This is a genomic window from Streptomyces sp. TE5632, assembly GCF_054061295.1.
The window spans coordinates 5,625,830-5,642,351 of sequence record NZ_JBSSEA010000003.1; the positions used below are offsets into that span (position 1 = coordinate 5,625,830).

Genomic DNA, 16,522 nt, shown 5'->3' on the forward strand with positions numbered 1-16,522 from the left:
CATGTCCGACATCCGGGGGACTGCCCCCGGGTGTCCCTCCGGCACCCCCTTCCGGGCCCGACCCGCCCCCTCCGGCGTCGGCCTCGTACGCTCGGCGTCATGTCCGCACACGTCCTGGTCCTCGGCGGTACCACCGAGGCACGCGAACTCGCCGCCGTGCTGACCGCCCGCCCCGGAGTGCGGGTGACCACCTCGCTCGCCGGACGGGTGGCACGGCCCTCAGCGGTCGCGGGCGGGATGCGCGTCGGCGGCTTCGGCGGGGCGCGGGGGCTCGCCGACTGGCTCCGCGACCAGGGCGTGACGGCCCTGGTCGACGCCACGCATCCGTTCGCCGAGCGGATCACGGCGAACGCGGCACGGGCCGCGACCGCGACCGGCGTGCCCCTGGTCGTCCTGCGCCGACCCGGCTGGCAGCCCGGACCGGACGACCGCTGGCACCCGGTCCCCACCCTGGACGCCGCCGCCGACCTACTGCCCCGGCTCGGACAGAGAGTCCTGCTCACCACCGGCCGCCTGGGCCTCGCAGCCTTCGCCCGGCTGACCCGGCTCCACTTCACGATCCGGTCGGTGGAGCCCCCCGAGCCGCCCATGCCGCCGCACACGTGCGTCCTGCTGGACCGCGGACCGTTCACCGTGGCCGACGAGACGGCCCTGCTGCGCGAGCACCGCATCGACGTACTGGTGACCAAGGACAGCGGGGGAGCGGCGACGTCCGCCAAACTCACGGCGGCCCGCGAACTCGGCCTGCCGGTCGTGGTCGTACGCCGTCCACCGCTGCCGAAGGGCGTCAGCCCGGTGCCCGACGTGACGAGCGCCCTGGAACGCCTGGGGCCGTTCTGACGCGGCATCCGACGTGGCAGGCCCCGGGCGGCTCAGCCGTCCCCGGGGTTCCGCCGCAACAGATACGTGTCCATGATCCAGCCCTTGCGCTCGCGGGCCTCGGCGCGCAGCCGCTCGATCCGGGGAGCGGCCTCGGCGAGCGGTCCGGAGACGAGGATCTCGTCCGGGGTGCCTATGTAGGCGCCCCAGTAGATGTCGATCTCCTGGTCGGCCTGGTCGGCGTACTGCCGGAAGGTCTGGTGGGCGTCCAGCATCACGACGACGTCGTCCACCCCCTCGGGGAAGCCCTCCGCGAGCCGCCGGCCCGTGGTGATCTGGACCGGGCGGGCCACCCGGTTGAGCCCCGTGCGGTGCCGGGCGACGAGCGCCGAGACACTGCTGATCCCCGGCACGACGTCGTACTCGAAGGCGACCGCGCCCCGCGCCAGCACCTCTTCGAGGATGCCCAGCGTGCTGTCGTACAGCGACGGGTCCCCCCACACCAGGAACGCGCCCACCTCGCCCTCGCCCAACTCCTCGGCGATCAGCCGCTCGTAGATGTCCGCGCGGGCGCTGCGCCAGTCACCGACGGCGGGGGAGTAGGCCGCGCCGCCGGCCCTCCGGTCCCGCTCCGGGTCGCGCGCCTCGACGACGCGGTACGTCCGCTCCGGCAGGTGTGCGTCGAGCATGTCCCGGCGGAGCCCGGTCAGGTCCGCCTTCACCTCGCCCTTGTCGAGGATGAAGAACACGTCCGTCCCGCGCAGCGACTTGACCGCCTGCAGGGTCAACTGGTCGGGATCGCCCGCGCCGATACCGATGACATGGATTTTTCGCACGCCCCGAGTCTGCCGTACGCCACCGACACTCCACGCACCGCGTCCGGAACTACCTCCGCCGGGACGTGTCCCGCAGCCGTGGCGCCCGCGCCCCCGCGTCCACCGGAACGCCGTCCCCCCGCTCCACCTCCGCCGCCAGCTCCCGGGCCCAGGCGACGACACCGCCGAGGTCGATCCCGTGCGGACGCGCGGACCCGGCGCCCGCGGCCCACTCCTCCGCCGCGCCCGCCCCGCGCCGCAGCAGCCGGGCCCCGCCGGTGACGTTCCCGCGCGCCGCATGGGTGAGCCCCACGGCGAGCTGGGCGAGCCCCCGCCACAGCTCCCGCTCCTCCTCGGGCCCCGACTTCCAGGCGTCCTCGAACACCTCGTGCGCGTGGAACGGCTTCCCCTCGTCCAGCAGCCGCTGCGCCTCGGTGACGCTCTCCTCCGGCGGCCGGACGACCCCCTCGGGCTGCCGGGGCACACCCTCCGCGCCGTACGGCAGCGGCCGCCCCAGCCCGTCCCGCGGCCGGGCGTTGCGCGCCCGCCCCTCACCGTCCCGGTCCCGCATGACGGCCGTCCGGTCCGGAGATGTCCTGTCCGTGCTGTCCATACGCCGATTGTCCCCTCTCCGGCTCTCCGGCTCTCCGGCTCTCCGGCTCTCCGGCTCTCCGGCCTCGCTTCGGCACGGGGCGCGGTGTGCGGTAAAGTGCTGTCTGCGTGATCACGCGGTTCACCGCACGTGAGCGCATCGGGACGTGGCGCAGCTTGGTAGCGCACTTGACTGGGGGTCAAGGGGTCGCAGGTTCAAATCCTGTCGTCCCGACTGGAGACAGTCGGACGATCGAGGGCCGGTTTCGGAGGCATCCGAAACCGGCCCTCGATCGTCCTTGGGACCGGGGTGCCCGACCGGCGCCGGCGGGTGACGGCGATCGGGATCGGCGGGGAACACGGCGCGCGGTCCGCCGAGGTGTGCGGGGAGCGCCGCCCCGGCAGCCGTGGTCATGTGCACATCCAGGGGGAGAGACGGCGCTCGTCCGGTCAGGGCAGACGTCGTACATAGGCGTCCGCCCCGGGGCTGCGCGGCCCCGGGGCCAGGTTGTCGGCCGCCGAGGAGAAGGCCACCGTCCGTGCCCGGGCGTCGAGCGGCCGGTCCCCGGTGTCCGCCAGGACCGGCGCACCGTCGGCGTCCGCGATCGCCACCCTGGTGCGGCCGCTGCGCAGGTCGCGCAGGTACCAGGTGCCCGCGTCCGCCTCGGCCGCGAACGCCCGGAAGAGCAGGTACCTGCCGTTGCCGCTCAGCGCCCCGTCGGCGGTAGAGAGGGCGGGGTCGGGCGCCTCGACGATACGCAGGGCGTCGGTGCGCAGGTCGCGGACGAAGACGTTGGAACCGGCGCCGTTGGTGTCCCCGGGGCCGAGGTCGGTGGCCGTCGAGGTGAAGGACGCGTACCGGCCGTCGCCACTGATGCCGCCCTGGGACACCCTGCCGTTGCCGCGGGCGCCCTCGGGCGTGGTGTGCAGCGAACGGCGGGCGCCCGTCGTCGGGTCCGCCACCACGACGTCGGAAGGCGGGTTCTGGAGCACCGGGAAGCCGTAGCACGTGTACACCAGGGCGCGGCCGTCGTCGCTGAGCTGCGGGGTGAGGGAGCGGTGCAGGCAGAGCGGCTGCGGTGTCAGTTCCCCCGTCCGCATGTCCCGCACGGCCACCATCGCGCCCGGCCGGGGAACCATCTCGCTCACGGCGAACGCGACGTACCGGCCGTCGCCGCTGGCGGACGCGTGCAGGGCCCACCGCATGGAAGCACCGCCGAGCTCGTTGCCGACGTACTCCACCTCCCCGCTCCGCAGGTCCCGCCGGTAGACCGACGGGACGTCGTGGACCTCACCCGGTATCAGATCGGCCGAGGCCGACACGAAGACCGCGTACCGGCCGCTCGCGCTGATTGCCCCGGCGGTCGCGCCGAGCTCGGACTGGCCTCCCGCGGCGTCGGTGCTGACGCGCTGCGTGCGGCCGGTTCTCAGGTCCCGCAGAAAGACGTCCGGGGCGCCGTTGGTGTCACCGGGGACCAGGTTGGACGCCGACGACGTGAACACCGCATACCGGCCGTCGGCGCTGAGCGAGGGGCCCTCCGACGCCCCGTCGGCGCCCTGGGTGAGGCGCAGGGTGTGCGGAGCCCTCGGCTTCTTCCCCGGCTTCCCGTGCTGTGCGTCGGGCGGTGCGGCCGGTGCCCCCGCAGTCGTCAGCAGTACCGCGACGCACGCGACCGCGGCGGTCACGGCCGTCCTTCCAAGTCCGTTTCGCATGGATGAAGTTCCCCCTTCAAAACGTGATGGGACGGGCCAGGCCCGCCGTCCTCGCGACGGACCGGGTGAGGTGGGCCGACGCGGATACGTCGAACGTGTCTGTCAGCGTGTCTTCCGGAGGTACACGGCACCGCCCGGGCCGGGAGTGCCGGGCATCGGGCCGCTGCCGGCGGACGCGAGGACGACGTGTCGCCCGTCGGCGTCGGCGGAGGTGTCCCCGGAGGGGTTGTGCGCACCTTCGGTGACGCACTGGACGGGTGAGCCCTCGATCTTCACCTGCCGGTACGGCGACGCGAGAGCGCCCGCGGGCGCCGGAAGCGCCGCGGCGCATGTCAAAGCGGTGATTCCGAGCATGGCGGATCTGGACCTCCGGCGCATGAATCCCCCTGATCCATCCGTCTCCGACCCCCAGCGGGGACCTCCTGATGCAAGCCCAACTCCCCGCGGGAGGCAATCCGTTGATTGCTGTACAACCAGGCGGAAAGATCGGTGGTCCGTGCGCGTGACCGGTAGTCCGCAGACAGTCGGCGGCAGCGCGCCGCGCCTGTGCAGGGAAGGCCACCCGCCGCCTCAGGCCTCGCTGCCTGCTTGGTGCGACGTGCCCTCGGACGATGCCCCTGACGGAAGCGGAGACCGTCGCCGTCGAGCGGATCGTCACCGCCCACCTGTCCTCCTTCCTGTACGAGGATGAGGAGAGCCTGTACCTGTACGGCGACGGCGGCAGCGAGCCGGATGAGATCGCGGCCGGGTCCACCACGATGCCGCGAGCCCTGTGCTGTCGGTTTCCGGCTGCATCGCGGCGTGGGAATTGCGCCGCAGGGCGGCGATAGCGTGGAGGCGAGATCCAGGTGATGAGGAGGGCGCATGCGGTTCGCGCTGGACGCACTGTTCGCCGACGTGCCCGCGGAGCAGGTCGATGAAGCTCGTGACTTCTACAAGTCGAGGGCGGCAGGCCGTGGTCCCAGCACACTGGAGGAGCTCAAGGAGGCGCGAGCGAAGAGGTCTGCTCCTCAGGCCGCCGATCCGCCTGCCGTAGAAGAGACTGTCGAAGTCGCGGAAGTGGGCGTCCCTGTCAGGATCTTCACTCCCGTCGACGGTCCGCCGCGGGGCGTCTACTTGGACATACACGGCGGAGGCCTCTACATGGACTCCGCAGCGCGAGGGGACAAACGCAACCGCGAGCTCGCAGACGCCCTGCACCTCGCCGTCGTCAGCGTCGACTACCGGCTGGCCCCTGAGCATCCCTGGCCGGCGGCACCCGATGACTGTGAAGCGGCGGCGCTCTGGCTCACCGAAGAAGCCGGTGCCCGCTTCGGAACGTCCCGACTTGCGATCGGCGGGAGCTCCGCGGGAGCCACACTCGCCTTGGCGACCCTGCTCCGGCTGAGAGACAGAGGTGCCGTCGGCCGGTTCACCGGCGCGGCGCTCCAATTCGGGGCCTACGACCTGAGCACACGAACCCCGGCCGGTCGCCGCATCGCGGACGAATACTTCATCCGGGCGTACGCCGGCCATGTGGAAGACCGCACTGTTCCCGACATCTCTCCCGTCTACGGCGTTCTTGGCGGGCTTCCCCCAACGTTGCTGATCGTCGGGAGCGCAGACGTTCTGCTGGAGGACAACCTGGGGCTGGCAGGTCGGTTGTCGGCGGCCGGCAATGACGTCGAGCTCCGGGTCTACCCCGACTCACCCCACGGCTTCACGGGCCACCCCACGGCAATGGCCAGGACGGCGCTCAGCGGCGTCGACTCCTGGTTGCGCGACCGGATCATGCAGTCGTAGGGACTGACCGTGGTCCTCGAAGGATCCCAGTCCCAGCGGTCGATCACGTGAGACACGGCTTCGCGTCCTCCCGTCGGCGCGGGCGGCAAAACATCAGGCGCGCAGTCGACATCGATCGACCGGGCACGTCTCATGCCCGGCTGGAGAGGGCGCGCTGAGACGTCCGGGTCCGTCGGTGGGACCGTGGAAGGAACACCCGGACCACCCGGACAATCGGACCCCCGGAGGGAGCGCCGGCCATGACCACCCACCCCGCCGCCCGTGCCATGCGGGCGACCCCCGAAGGCCTGCTGTGGGAGCCCAGCGAGCGCTGGGTGCGCGGCACCGCGGGCGACGTCACCGTCGTCGACAGCCGCCACCCGCTCCTCGTCTGGGAGCCACGGCTGCCCGTCCCGCAGTACGCCTTCCCCCGCGAGGAGGTGCGCACGGACCTCCTCCGCCCCGCACAGGACCCGCCCACGGGCAGGCACACCGGCTCGACGGTCTTCTACGACCTCGAGACCGGCGGCGGGGTGCGCCCGAACGCGGCCTGGACGTTTCCCGCGGACGATCTGGCCGGCCACATCGCCTTCGAGTGGTTCCGGCGCACCGACACGGGACTCGACCACTGGTACGAGGAAGAGGAGGAGATCTTCGTCCATCCCCGTGACCCGCACACACGGGTGGACGCCGTGCCGAGCAGCCGCCACGTCCGGGTCGGGATCGACGGCACCGTCGTCGCCGACACCCGGTCCCCGGTGCTGCTGTTCGAGACCTCCCTGCCGACCCGGTACTACCTGCCGCGCCAGGACGTCCGTCTGGACCTCTTCGAGGCCACGGACCACAGCACCGACTGCCCGTACAAGGGCACGGCCGACCAGTACTGGTCCTGGCGCGGCAGGGGCGCCGTACCGCTGAACATCGTGTGGAGCTACGCCGATCCGCTGCCCGCCGTGGCCGCGATCAGGGGGCGGCTGGCCTTCTTCAACGAGGCGGTCGACCTCACCGTGGACGGTGAGCGCCTCCAGCGCCCGGTCACGCCCTTCAGCGCGATCCTCAGGACCTGACCAGGAGCTGGAAGTCGAAGGAGTACCGGGAGGCGCGGTAGATGTGTGTGGCGTACTCCACCGTGCGGCCCGTGTCGTCGTAGGCCGTGCGCTCCATGGTGAGCAGGGCGGCGCCCTCCTTCTCGTCCAGGCGGGAGGCCTCCGAGGCCGTGGCCGAGCGGGCGCCGACGGTCTGGCGGGCGCTGTGCAGGGTGATGCCGGCCGAGCGCATCATGCGGTACAGGCCGGTCGACTCCAGGCGGGCGTCGTCCAGGTCCAGCAGCTCCGGCGGGAGGTAGTTGCACAGCAGGGCGACCGGCTGGCCGTGGGTGCGGCGCAGGCGTTCCAGCAGGACGACCTCACCGCCCTCGGCCAGGCCGAGCGCGGCGGCCGCCTCGGCGGGCGCCGGGACCGTCTCGTGGCGTACGACCTGTGTGGTCGGGCCCTGTCCCGCCGCCTCCAGGTCGTCGTAGAGGCTGCTCAGCTCCAGTGGCCGTCTGACCCGGCTGTGCACCACCTGGGTGCCCACCCCGCGCCGCCGGACCAGGAGCCCCTTGTCGACGAGGGACTGGATGGCCTGGCGGACGGTGGGGCGGGACAGACCGAGGCGTACGGAGAGGTCGACCTCGTTGCCCAGGAGGTCGCCCGGGGCGAGGACGCCGCGTGCGATCGCCGCCTCCAGCTGCTGGGCGAGCTGGTGGTACAGCGGCACCGGGCTGCCCCGGTCCAGGGCGAAGTCCAGTGTGCTGAGCGCGGGTTCGGTCACGGCACGGGTCCGGTCACCGGTCTTCGCCATGGGCGTACCTCCCTGTCGAGGGCGCGGTCGGGGTCGGGGACTGGTCAGAGGTGGCGGCGGCGTTCGGCGACCCGGGCGTCGTACCGTTCACGGGCCCGGACGGCGGCCTCGCGGGAGGCGACCTCGGCCACCGGCACGTCCCACCAGGCCTCGGCCGGGGGAGCGGTGGGGGCCGGGTCCGTCTCGACGTACACGCACGTCGGACGGTCGGCGGTACGGGCCTGCGCCAGGGCGTCCCGCAGCTCCCGCACCGTCTTGGCGCGCAGCACGTCCATGCCCAGGCTGGCCGCGTTCGCGGCGAGGTCGACGGGCAGCGGGGCGCCGGAGAAGGTGCCGTCCTCGGCCCGGTAGCGGTAGGCGGTGCCGAAGCGTTCGCCGCCGGTCTCCTCGGACAGGCCGCCGATGGAGGCGTAGCCGTGGTTCTGGATCAGGACCATCTTGACGGGCAGCCGCTCCTGGACGGCCGTGACGATCTCCGTCGGCATCATCAGATACGTGCCGTCGCCGACCAGCGCCCAGACCGGGGTGCCGGGTGCGGCCTGCTGGACGCCGAGGGCGGCGGGGATCTCGTAGCCCATGCAGGAGTAGCCGTACTCCAGGTGGTACTGGCGCGGGCTGCGCGCACGCCACAGCTTGTGCAGGTCGCCGGGGAGCGAACCGGCCGCGTTGATCACCACGTCCGTGTCGCCCACGACCGCGTCGAGCGCGCCGAGCACCTGGGTCTGGGTCGGTACGGCGTTCTCGTCGTCGGCGCGGTAGGCGGTCTCGACCACCTGCTCCCAGCGCTCCTTGCCGCCGCGGTACTCCGCCTCGTACGCCGCGTCCACGCGGTGCCCGGTCAGCGCCCCGGCCAGCTGCTCGAGTCCGGTGCGCGCGTCGCAGACCAGGGTGCGCGCCGCCAGCTTGTGGGCATCGAAGCCGGTGATGTTGAGGTTGAGGAAGCGGACGTCCGGGTGGCGGAAGAGGGTGCCGGAGGCGGTGGTGAAGTCGGTGTAACGGGTGCCGACGCCGATCACCAGGTCGGCGGTGCGGGCGAGGTCGTCGCTCACCGCGGTGCCGGTGTGGCCGATGCCGCCCAGGTCGGCCGGGTGGTCGTGGCGCAGGGAACCCTTGCCGGCCTGGGTGGAGGCGACCGGGATGCCGGTGGCGTCGACGAGGGCCTTGAGTGCCTCCTCGGCCTCACTGTGGTGGATGCCGCCGCCGGCGACGATCAGCGGGCGCCGGGCGGCCCGTACGGCTGCCGCGGCCGCCGCCAGCTCGGCCGGGTCGGGCGCCGGACGCCGGACGGGCCAGACGCGGTCGGCGAAGAACTCCTCCGGCCAGTCGTACGCCTCGGCCTGGACGTCCTGCGGCAGTGCGAGGGTGACGGCGCCGGTCTCGGCCGGGTCGGCGAGCACCCGCATCGCGTTCAGCGCGGAGGCGATCAGCGCCTCGGGGCGGGTGATCCGGTCGAAGTAGCGGGAGACGGGGCGCAGGGTGTCGTTGACGGAGACGTCGGCCTCGACCGGGTGCTCCAGCTGCTGGAGCAGCGGGTCGGCGGCGCGCGAGGCGAAGTAGTCGCCGGGCAGCAGCAGCACCGGCAGGCGGTTGACGGTGGCGAGGGCGGCACCGGTGACCAGGTTGGTGGCGCCGGGGCCGATCGAGGTGGTCACGGCCTGCGCCGAGAGCCGGTCGAGCTGGCGGGCGTGGGCGACGGCCGCGTGCACCATGGCCTGCTCGTTGCGGCCCTGGTGGTACGGCATGACGTCGGCGTACTCGACGAGTGCCTGCCCGACGCCCGCCACGTTGCCGTGGCCGAAGATGCCCCAGGTGCCCGCGATCAGCCGGTGGCGCACGCCGTCCCGCTCGGTGTACTGGGCGGACAGGAAACGCACCAGGGCCTGGGCGGTGGTCAGTCGGCGGGTGGGGGCGCTCATGCGGACCTCTCGGGGGCGGTGTAGAGGGGGAGGCGGGGGTCGACCGGCTGGTCCGGCCAGGTGTCGCGGATCCAGGCGTGGTCGGGGTGGTCGCAGATCAGCCAGGCCCGTTCGGCTTCCGGGCCGGCCATGACGTTGAGGTAGTACATGTGGTGGCCGGGCACCGCCATGGACGGGCCGTGCCAGCCGTCCGGGATGAGGACGACGTCGCCGTCGCGCACCTCGGCGAGCACGTCCGTCTCCCGGCCCGGACCGGAGGGGGAGACCCGCTGGTAGCCGAGGCCGGGGGTGCCGTCGTGGCCGGCGAACTCGAAGTAGTAGATCTCCTCCAGCACGGACTCCTCGCCCGGCCGGTGCTCGTCGTGCTTGTGCGGCGGGAAGGACGACCAGTTGCCGCCCGGGGTGATCACCTCGACCGCGATCAGCTTGTCGCACTCGAAGACCCCGGCCGCCCCGAAGTTGTTGACCTGCCGGGAGCAGTTCCCGGTGCCGCGCAGCTCCACGGGGACGTCGGAGGCCGGTCCGTAGCGGGCGGGCAGGCGGCGGGTGCAGTGGGCGCCGGTGAGGGCGAACCGGCCGCCGGCGGCGGAGGTCACGCTCGCGCGGGCGTCGCGCGGCACATAGGCGAAGTCGGTGACGCCGTCGAACACGCCGGTGCGGCCGGTGAGTTCGAAGGTGTCGTGGCCGAAGTCGTCGTCCGCGGTGACCGTGCAGCCGCCGCTCAGCGGCAGCACGATCCATTCGCTGTCGCCGGTGTCGAAGGTGTGGCTGCCGCCGGGCGGCAGTTCCAGCACGCGCAGGCTGGAGTACCCCCAGCCGGCGGTCTTCGGGGTCACGTCGACGACGTAGGGGCCGGCGTGGGCCTTGCCCGCGGGAAGGTGGTACGTCATGGCATGCCTCCGTCTCGGAACGGGCTTCTCACAACAGGCCGACGGCCGTGTCCACCGCCGACTCCACGGTGCCGCTCGCCGGGTAGAGCAGTGAGCGGCCGACGACCATGCCCTGCACGGAGGGCAGTCTCAGTGCCTTGCCCCACCGCTCGTACGCGGCCTCCTGGTCGCCGACCTCGCCGCCGAGCAGGACGACGGGCAGGGTGGAGCTCCGCAGGACCTCCGCCATGTCGTCGGCGTTCTCGGTGACGGGGAGTTTCAGCCAGGTGTAGGCGGAGGTGCCGCCGAGGCCGGAGGCGATGGTGATGGAGCGGATGACGGCCTCGGCCGACAGGTCGTTGCGGACCCTGCCGTCGACCCGGCGTGAGATGAACGGCTCCACGAACACCGGGAGCCGGCGTTCGGCCATGGCGTCGACGGCGCGGGCGGTGGACTCCAGGGTGGTCAGGGAGCCCGGGTCGTCGTAGTCGATGCGGACCAGCAGCTTGCCCGCGTCGAAGCCGAACCGCTCGATGTCCTCGGGGCGGTGACCGGTGAAGCGGTCGTCCATCTCGAAGGCCGAGCCGGCCAGCCCGCCGCGGTTCATCGACCCCATGACGACCTTGTTCTCCAGCGCGCCGAGCAGCAGCAGGTCCTCCAGGACGTCGGCGGTGGCCAGTACCCCGTCGACACCGGGCCGGGACAGGGCGACGCAGAGACGTTCCAGCAGATCGGCGCGGTCGGCCATGGCCAGCCGCCGGTCGCCGATGCCGAGTGCGCCCCGCGCGGGATGGTCGGCGGCCACGATCATCAGCCGCCCGCTGTCGCCGATCAGCGGACGGCGCGCCCGGCGGGCCGCCGCCTCGGCGACGGCCTCCGGATGCCGGGCCCGGACCGCGGTGAGGTCACAGATGCTGAGGTTCAAGAGAGGACTCCGTTCAGGGCTGGTTCGGCAGGCTCGCGTCGCCCGGTGGCACGGCCCGCGCGAGGAGATCGTCGACCTCCGGCCCGGTCGGCATGGCGGACGAGCAGGCCAGGCGCGAGGCGACGAGGGCGCCGGCGGCGTTGGCGTGACGCATGGTCCGCTCCAGGTTCCACCCCGAGAGCAGACCGTGGCAGAGCGAGCCGCCGAAGGCGTCGCCCGCGCCGAGCCCGTTGACCACGTCGACCGGGACCGGCGGCACCTCGGTGCGGGTGCCGTCGCGGTGCACGGCGAGCACGCCCTTCGGGCCCTGCTTGACCACCGCGAGTTCCACACCGGCCGCCAGCAGCGCCTCGGCGCACGCCTCGGGCTCGCGCACACAAAACCGGTGGCGACCTCGCACTCGTCGAGGTTGCCGACCGCGACCGTGGCGTGCCGCAGTGCCTCGCGGTAGTGGGGGCGGGCCTGGTCGGGATCGCGCCAGAACGTCGGACGCCAGTCCAGGTCGAAGACGGTGGTGCCGGCCTTGGCGCGCGCCTGAAGCGCGGCGAGCGTCGCCGACCGGCTCGGCTCCTCGCTCAGACCGGTGCCGGTGATCCAGAAGATCCCGGCCGCGCGGACGGCCGCCAGGTCCAGTTCGGCGGTGTGGATCTCCAGGTCGGGGGCCTTGGGCCGACGGTAGAAGTACAGGGGGAAGTCGTCCGGCGGGAAGAGCTCGCAGAAGGTGACCGGCGTCGGGTACGCGGCGACCGGGGTGACCCAGCGGTCGTCGACGCCGAACTCCTTGAGCGCCTCGTGCAGAAAGGCGCCGAAGGGGTCGTCCCCCGTGCGGGTGATCACCGCCGTGGCACGGCCGAGGCGGGCGGCGGCCACCGCGACGTTCGCGGCCGAACCACCGAGGAACTTTCCGAACGTTTCGACCTTCGCCAGCGGAACACCGGTCTCCAACGGGTAAAGGTCGACCCCGATGCGACCCATGGTGATCAGGTCGAAATACTGTGGTGCGTCTGAGTCGGTCATCGAGCGAAGCTCCTCGAACTGCAGGGGATGCGGGTCCCCTGGCGCCCTGCGACGGTGGGGACGTGGAAGCCAGGGACCTGCCGCCTCTCAGGTGTAGGTCGCGGAGGGCAACGCTGTCAATAGTTTGTACTTACATTCGGACTAGCTAGTGAAATGATGTCTTAACAAAGTATTGACAGAGTGCGCGTCAAGGGATTTGATCCCGTCCCAGCACGACAGCCGTTTCGCACGACAGACCGGACGTCCGAGGCTCCGGGGAGGACCCTCGGAACCCGCCCTTTTTCCGCGTAGCCAGTGAGGTGCAGGCAAAGATGGACCGCTCTTCTCACAACCGCCCCCGCAGAATCGCGCCGTTCGTCGCGGCGGCCGCGGCGGCCGCCCTGACGCTTGCCGGCTGCTCCAGCGGTTCCGGCGGCAAGAAGTCCGAGGAAGGCGCGGACGCCTCCTCGGCGGGCAAGGCGAGCACGCCCCGCATGACGGTCGCCCTCGTCACGCACCAGGCGCCCGGTGACACCTTCTGGGACATCGTCCGCAAGGGCGCCGAGGCCGCCGCCGCCAAGGACAACGTCAAGCTCGTCTACTCCGCCGACCCGAACGCGGGCAACCAGGCCAACCTGGTGCAGAACGCGATCGACCAGAAGGTCGACGGCATCGCCGTCACCCTCGCCAAGCCGGACGCGCTCAAGAGCGTCATAGCCAAGGCGACGAAGGCCGGCATACCCGTCGTCGGCCTCAACTCCGGTCTGAGCGACTGGAAGGACCTCGGCCTGCTCGAGTTCTTCGGCCAGGACGAGTCCGTCGCGGGTGAGGCCTTCGGCAAGAAGCTGAACGAGGTGGGCGCGAAGAACACCGTCTGCGTCATCCACGAGCAGGGCAACGTCGGCCTGACCCAGCGCTGCGACGGCCTGAAGAAGACCTTCGAGGGCAAGACCCAGATTCTCAACGTCAACGGCACCGACATGCCGTCGGTGAAGTCGACGATCACCGCCAAGCTCAAGCAGGACTCCGCCATCGACTACGTCGCCACCCTCGGCGCCCCGTTCGCGCCGACCGCGGTGCAGTCGGTGGGCGACGCCGGCAGCAAGGCGAAGGTCGCCACCTTCGACCTCAACAAGGACCTGACCAAGGCGATCCAGGCCGGCGACATCGAGTTCGCCGTGGACCAGCAGCCCTACCTCCAGGGCTACCTCGCCATCGACGGCCTGTGGCTCTACGAGAACAACGGCAACTACAGCGGCGGCGGTGAGCAGCCGGTGCTGACCGGCCCGGCGTTCGTCGAGAAGTCCAACGTCGACGCGGTCTCCGAGCACGCCGCGAAGGGCACTCGGTGATGAGTATGACCCGACAGGCTGAGCCGGCGGTGACCCCACCGCCGGCCCCCGGCCCGAAGGCGAACGACGGCCGCACCGCGCCGCGCACACCGGTCCGCAGACTGCTGGCCAGGCCCGAGGTCGGCGTCTTCCTCGGCGTCGTGGTCGTCCTGGTGTTCTTCCTGATCGCCGCCCCGCCGATGCGGGACAGCAGCTCGATGGCGAACATCCTGTACCAGTCCTCGACCATCGGCATCATGGCCCTGCCGGTGGCGCTGCTGATGATCGGCGGCGAGGTCGACCTCTCGGCCGGCGTCGCCGTGGTCACCTCGGCGCTCACCGCGAGCATGCTCGCCTACCAGCTGTCCATGAACGTATGGGTGGGCGTCATCGCCGCCCTCGCGGTGTCCCTCGCCGTCGGCATGTTCAACGGCTGGTTCCTGATGAAGACGGGCCTGCCCAGCTTCCTGGTCACCCTCGGCACCTTCCTGATCCTCCAGGGCGTCAACCTGGCCGTGACCAAGACGGTCACCGGGAACGTCGCGACCGACGACATCAGCGACATGGACGGCTTCGACCAGGCCAAGGCCCTCTTCGCCTCCAGCTTCGAGCTGGGCGGCGTCCAGGTGAAGATCACCATCGTGTGGTGGCTGGTCTTCGCCGTCCTCGCCGCCTGGGTGCTGCTCCGCACCAAGTACGGCAACTGGATCTTCGCGGTCGGCGGCAACAAGGAGAGCGCCCGCGCCGTCGGCGTGCCGGTGAACTTCACCAAGATCTCCCTGTACATGCTGGTCGGCTTCGGCGCCTGGTTCGTCGGCATGCACCAGCTGTTCTCCTTCAACACCGTGCAGTCCGGCGAGGGCGTGGGCCAGGAGCTCATCTACATCGCCGCCGCGGTGATCGGCGGCTGCCTGATGACCGGCGGCTACGGCTCCGCGATCGGCCCGGTCTTCGGCGCCTTCATGTTCGGCATGGTGCAGCAGGGCATCGTCTACGCCGGCTGGAACCCCGACTGGTTCAAGGCCTTCCTCGGCGTCATGCTCCTCGGCGCCGTCCTCATCAATCTGTGGGTCCAGCGCACGGCGACCCGGAGGTGACAGCGATGACCGACGACACGACCGGCACCCACGGTGCCGTCCTCAAGGACACCGCCCCGGACGGGGAGCACCCCCTGGTCGAACTCCGCGGCGCCGGCAAGTCCTACGGCAACATCCGTGCCCTGCACGGTGTCGACCTGACCGTCCACCCCGGCAAGGTGACCTGCATCCTCGGGGACAACGGCGCCGGCAAGTCCACCCTCATCAAGATCGTCTCCGGACTGCACCAGCACACCGAGGGCGAGTTCCTCGTCGACGGCACCCCGGTACGCTTCTCCACCCCGCGCGAGGCCCTCGACCAGGGCATCGCCACCGTCTACCAGGACCTCGCCGTCGTCCCGCTGATGCCGGTGTGGCGCAACTTCTTCCTCGGTTCCGAGATGACCAAGGGCCCCTGGCCCCTGCGCCGCCTCGACATCGACCGGATGAAGAGGACCGCGGACGAGGAACTGCGCAACATGGGCATCGTCCTGGACGATCTGGAGCAGCCCATCGGCACCCTCTCCGGCGGCCAGCGCCAGTGCGTGGCCATCGCCCGTGCCGTCTACTTCGGCGCCCGCGTCCTCATCCTCGACGAGCCCACCGCCGCGCTCGGCGTCAAACAGTCCGGTGTGGTGCTGAAGTACATCGCCGCCGCCCGCGACCGCGGCCTCGGCGTCATCTTCATCACGCACAACCCGCACCACGCCTACATGGTCGGCGACCACTTCAGCGTCCTGCGCCTGGGCACCATGGAGCTCTCCGCCTCCCGCAGCGACGTCACCCTCGAGGAACTCACCAACCACATGGCAGGCGGTACCGAACTCGCCGCCCTCAAGCACGAGCTGGCGCAGGTGCGCGGCGTCGACGTGGAGGAGCTCCCCGAGGCGGAAGACCTCCAGACCCCCGCAGCGGCATCCCCGGAAGGAAAGACCTGACATGGCAGTCGCGCTGGACCGCATCCGGGTGGGCTCCGCCCCCGACTCCTGGGGCGTCTGGTTCCCCGACGACCCGCAGCAGGTGCCCTGGCAGCGCTTCCTCGACGAGGTCGCCGAGGCCGGCTACTCCTGGATCGAACTCGGCCCCTACGGCTACCTCCCGACCGACCCCGCCCGCCTCACCGACGAGGTGAAGAAGCGGGACCTCAGGGTCTCCGCCGGCACCATCTTCTGCGGACTGCACCGCGGCCCCTCCGAGTGGGAGTCCACCTGGGAGCAGGTCGGCCGGGTCGCCTCCCTCACCCAGGCCATGGGCGCCGAGCACCTCGTCGTCATCCCGTCCTTCTGGCGCGACGACAAGACCGCCGAGATCCTGGAGGCCCCGGAGCTCACCACCGAGCAGTGGGGCCACCTCACCCGGGGCATGGAACGCCTCGCCCGCCAGGTGCGGGACACCTACGGTCTCGACATCGTCGTCCACCCGCACGCCGACACCCACATCGACACCGAGGAACACGTCGAGCGCTTCCTCGACTCCACCGACTCCTCCCTGGTCAACCTCTGCCTCGACACCGGCCACTACGCCTACTGCGGCGGCGACAGCGTCAAGCTGATCGAGACCTACGGCGAACGCATCGGCTATCTGCACCTCAAGCAGGTCGACCCGGAGATCCTCGCCGACGTGGTCGAGAACGAGATCCCGTTCGGCCCCGCCGTGCAGCGCGGCGTGATGTGCGAACCGCCCGCCGGTGTACCGGAGCTGGGCCCGGTCCTCACGGCCGCCCAGAAGCTGGGCGTGGACCTGTTCGCGATCGTCGAGCAGGACATGTACCCCTGCGAACCGGACAAGCCGCTGCCGATCGCGGTCCGCACCCGCAAGTTCCTCCGCTCCTGCGGCGCCTGACGGCCAGGAGCCCCACCACCCGGAAA

General features: G+C 71.5%; 15 protein-coding genes, 1 tRNA gene and 1 pseudogene. 9 read left to right on the forward strand and 8 right to left on the reverse strand.

What is annotated here, in order from left to right; all coding sequences use genetic code 11:
- The first annotated feature begins 99 nt into the window (after positions 1 to 99).
- Positions 100 to 840 carry a cobalt-precorrin-6A reductase gene (locus tag ACVW19_RS30805; protein ID WP_457463540.1) on the forward strand — a complete coding sequence of 247 codons (741 nt, stop codon included), beginning with the start codon at positions 100 to 102 and terminating at the stop codon, positions 838 to 840.
- A 32-nt stretch (positions 841 to 872) separates the two neighbouring features.
- Here ACVW19_RS30805 and cobF read toward each other — a convergent pair whose 3' ends face one another.
- Together cobF and ACVW19_RS30815 are read right to left on the reverse strand one after the other, a co-directional pair.
- Positions 873 to 1,655, reverse strand: a complete 783-nt coding sequence (gene cobF, locus ACVW19_RS30810; RefSeq protein WP_457463542.1) for a precorrin-6A synthase (deacetylating) — start codon at positions 1,653 to 1,655, stop codon at positions 873 to 875.
- A gap of 49 nt (positions 1,656 to 1,704) precedes the next feature.
- Complete coding sequence (locus ACVW19_RS30815; RefSeq protein WP_457463543.1) at positions 1,705 to 2,247, reverse strand: DUF309 domain-containing protein; 543 nt, start codon at positions 2,245 to 2,247, stop codon at positions 1,705 to 1,707.
- A 139-nt stretch (positions 2,248 to 2,386) separates the two neighbouring features.
- On the opposite strand from ACVW19_RS30815, the gene ACVW19_RS30820 reads away from it, so the two are divergent.
- Positions 2,387 to 2,460: transfer RNA gene (locus ACVW19_RS30820), tRNA-Pro, on the forward strand.
- A 215-nt stretch (positions 2,461 to 2,675) separates the two neighbouring features.
- Here ACVW19_RS30820 and ACVW19_RS30825 read toward each other — a convergent pair.
- Positions 2,676 to 3,911 (reverse strand): hypothetical protein, encoded by a 1,236-nt coding sequence (locus tag ACVW19_RS30825; RefSeq protein WP_457463544.1) that lies wholly within the window; start codon positions 3,909 to 3,911, stop codon positions 2,676 to 2,678.
- A gap of 638 nt (positions 3,912 to 4,549) precedes the next feature.
- On the opposite strand from ACVW19_RS30825, the gene ACVW19_RS30830 reads away from it, so the two are divergent.
- The 3 genes from ACVW19_RS30830 to ACVW19_RS30840 all read left to right on the forward strand — a co-directional run bounded on the left by ACVW19_RS30830 (position 4,550) and on the right by ACVW19_RS30840 (position 6,766).
- A complete protein-coding gene (locus ACVW19_RS30830; protein ID WP_457463545.1) occupies positions 4,550 to 4,768 on the forward strand; it encodes a hypothetical protein in 219 nt (72 codons plus the stop codon).
- A gap of 34 nt (positions 4,769 to 4,802) precedes the next feature.
- On the forward strand, positions 4,803 to 5,720 hold the full coding sequence (locus ACVW19_RS30835) for an alpha/beta hydrolase (protein WP_457463547.1): 918 nt from the start codon (positions 4,803 to 4,805) through the stop codon (positions 5,718 to 5,720).
- 239 nt (positions 5,721 to 5,959) lie between these two features.
- The gene (locus ACVW19_RS30840; RefSeq protein ID WP_457463548.1) at positions 5,960 to 6,766 is read left to right on the forward strand and encodes a DUF427 domain-containing protein; all 807 of its coding nucleotides are present in this window, start codon (positions 5,960 to 5,962) and stop codon (positions 6,764 to 6,766) included.
- Here the strand turns inward: ACVW19_RS30840 and ACVW19_RS30845 are convergent.
- The 5 genes and pseudogenes from ACVW19_RS30845 to iolC all read right to left on the reverse strand — a co-directional run bounded on the left by ACVW19_RS30845 (position 6,756) and on the right by iolC (position 12,268).
- Complete coding sequence (locus ACVW19_RS30845) at positions 6,756 to 7,541, reverse strand: GntR family transcriptional regulator (RefSeq protein WP_457463550.1); 786 nt, start codon at positions 7,539 to 7,541, stop codon at positions 6,756 to 6,758. The genes ACVW19_RS30840 and ACVW19_RS30845 overlap by 11 nt on opposite strands.
- 44 nt (positions 7,542 to 7,585) lie before the next feature.
- Positions 7,586 to 9,457, reverse strand: coding sequence for a 3D-(3,5/4)-trihydroxycyclohexane-1,2-dione acylhydrolase (decyclizing) (gene iolD, locus ACVW19_RS30850; protein ID WP_457463551.1), 1,872 nt, complete (start codon positions 9,455 to 9,457; stop codon positions 7,586 to 7,588).
- On the reverse strand, positions 9,454 to 10,347 hold the full coding sequence (gene iolB / locus ACVW19_RS30855) for a 5-deoxy-glucuronate isomerase (protein WP_457463553.1): 894 nt from the start codon (positions 10,345 to 10,347) through the stop codon (positions 9,454 to 9,456). Before iolB ends, iolD begins: the two co-directional genes overlap by 4 nt.
- A 28-nt stretch (positions 10,348 to 10,375) precedes the next feature.
- The gene (locus ACVW19_RS30860; RefSeq protein ID WP_457463554.1) at positions 10,376 to 11,251 is read right to left on the reverse strand and encodes a Cgl0159 family (beta/alpha)8-fold protein; all 876 of its coding nucleotides are present in this window, start codon (positions 11,249 to 11,251) and stop codon (positions 10,376 to 10,378) included.
- Positions 11,252 to 11,264: 13 nt separating this feature from the next.
- Positions 11,265 to 12,268: pseudogene (iolC, locus tag ACVW19_RS30865) on the reverse strand (5-dehydro-2-deoxygluconokinase).
- Between the two features lie 311 nt (positions 12,269 to 12,579).
- Between iolC and ACVW19_RS30870 the strand changes: the two are divergent.
- The 4 genes from ACVW19_RS30870 to ACVW19_RS30885 are packed head-to-tail and all read left to right on the forward strand — an operon-like array spanning position 12,580 to position 16,496.
- Positions 12,580 to 13,599, forward strand: a complete 1,020-nt coding sequence (locus tag ACVW19_RS30870) for a sugar ABC transporter substrate-binding protein (protein ID WP_457463556.1) — start codon at positions 12,580 to 12,582, stop codon at positions 13,597 to 13,599.
- Entirely contained in the window at positions 13,599 to 14,675 is a 1,077-nt protein-coding gene (locus ACVW19_RS30875; protein WP_457463558.1) for an ABC transporter permease, read from the forward strand. The genes ACVW19_RS30870 and ACVW19_RS30875 overlap by 1 nt, the downstream gene beginning before the upstream one ends.
- 5 nt (positions 14,676 to 14,680) lie before the next feature.
- The gene (locus ACVW19_RS30880; RefSeq protein ID WP_457463559.1) at positions 14,681 to 15,592 is read left to right on the forward strand and encodes an ATP-binding cassette domain-containing protein; all 912 of its coding nucleotides are present in this window, start codon (positions 14,681 to 14,683) and stop codon (positions 15,590 to 15,592) included.
- A gap of 1 nt (position 15,593) precedes the next feature.
- On the forward strand, positions 15,594 to 16,496 hold the full coding sequence (locus ACVW19_RS30885; protein WP_457463561.1) for a sugar phosphate isomerase/epimerase family protein: 903 nt from the start codon (positions 15,594 to 15,596) through the stop codon (positions 16,494 to 16,496).
- Positions 16,497 to 16,522 lie beyond the last annotated feature (26 nt).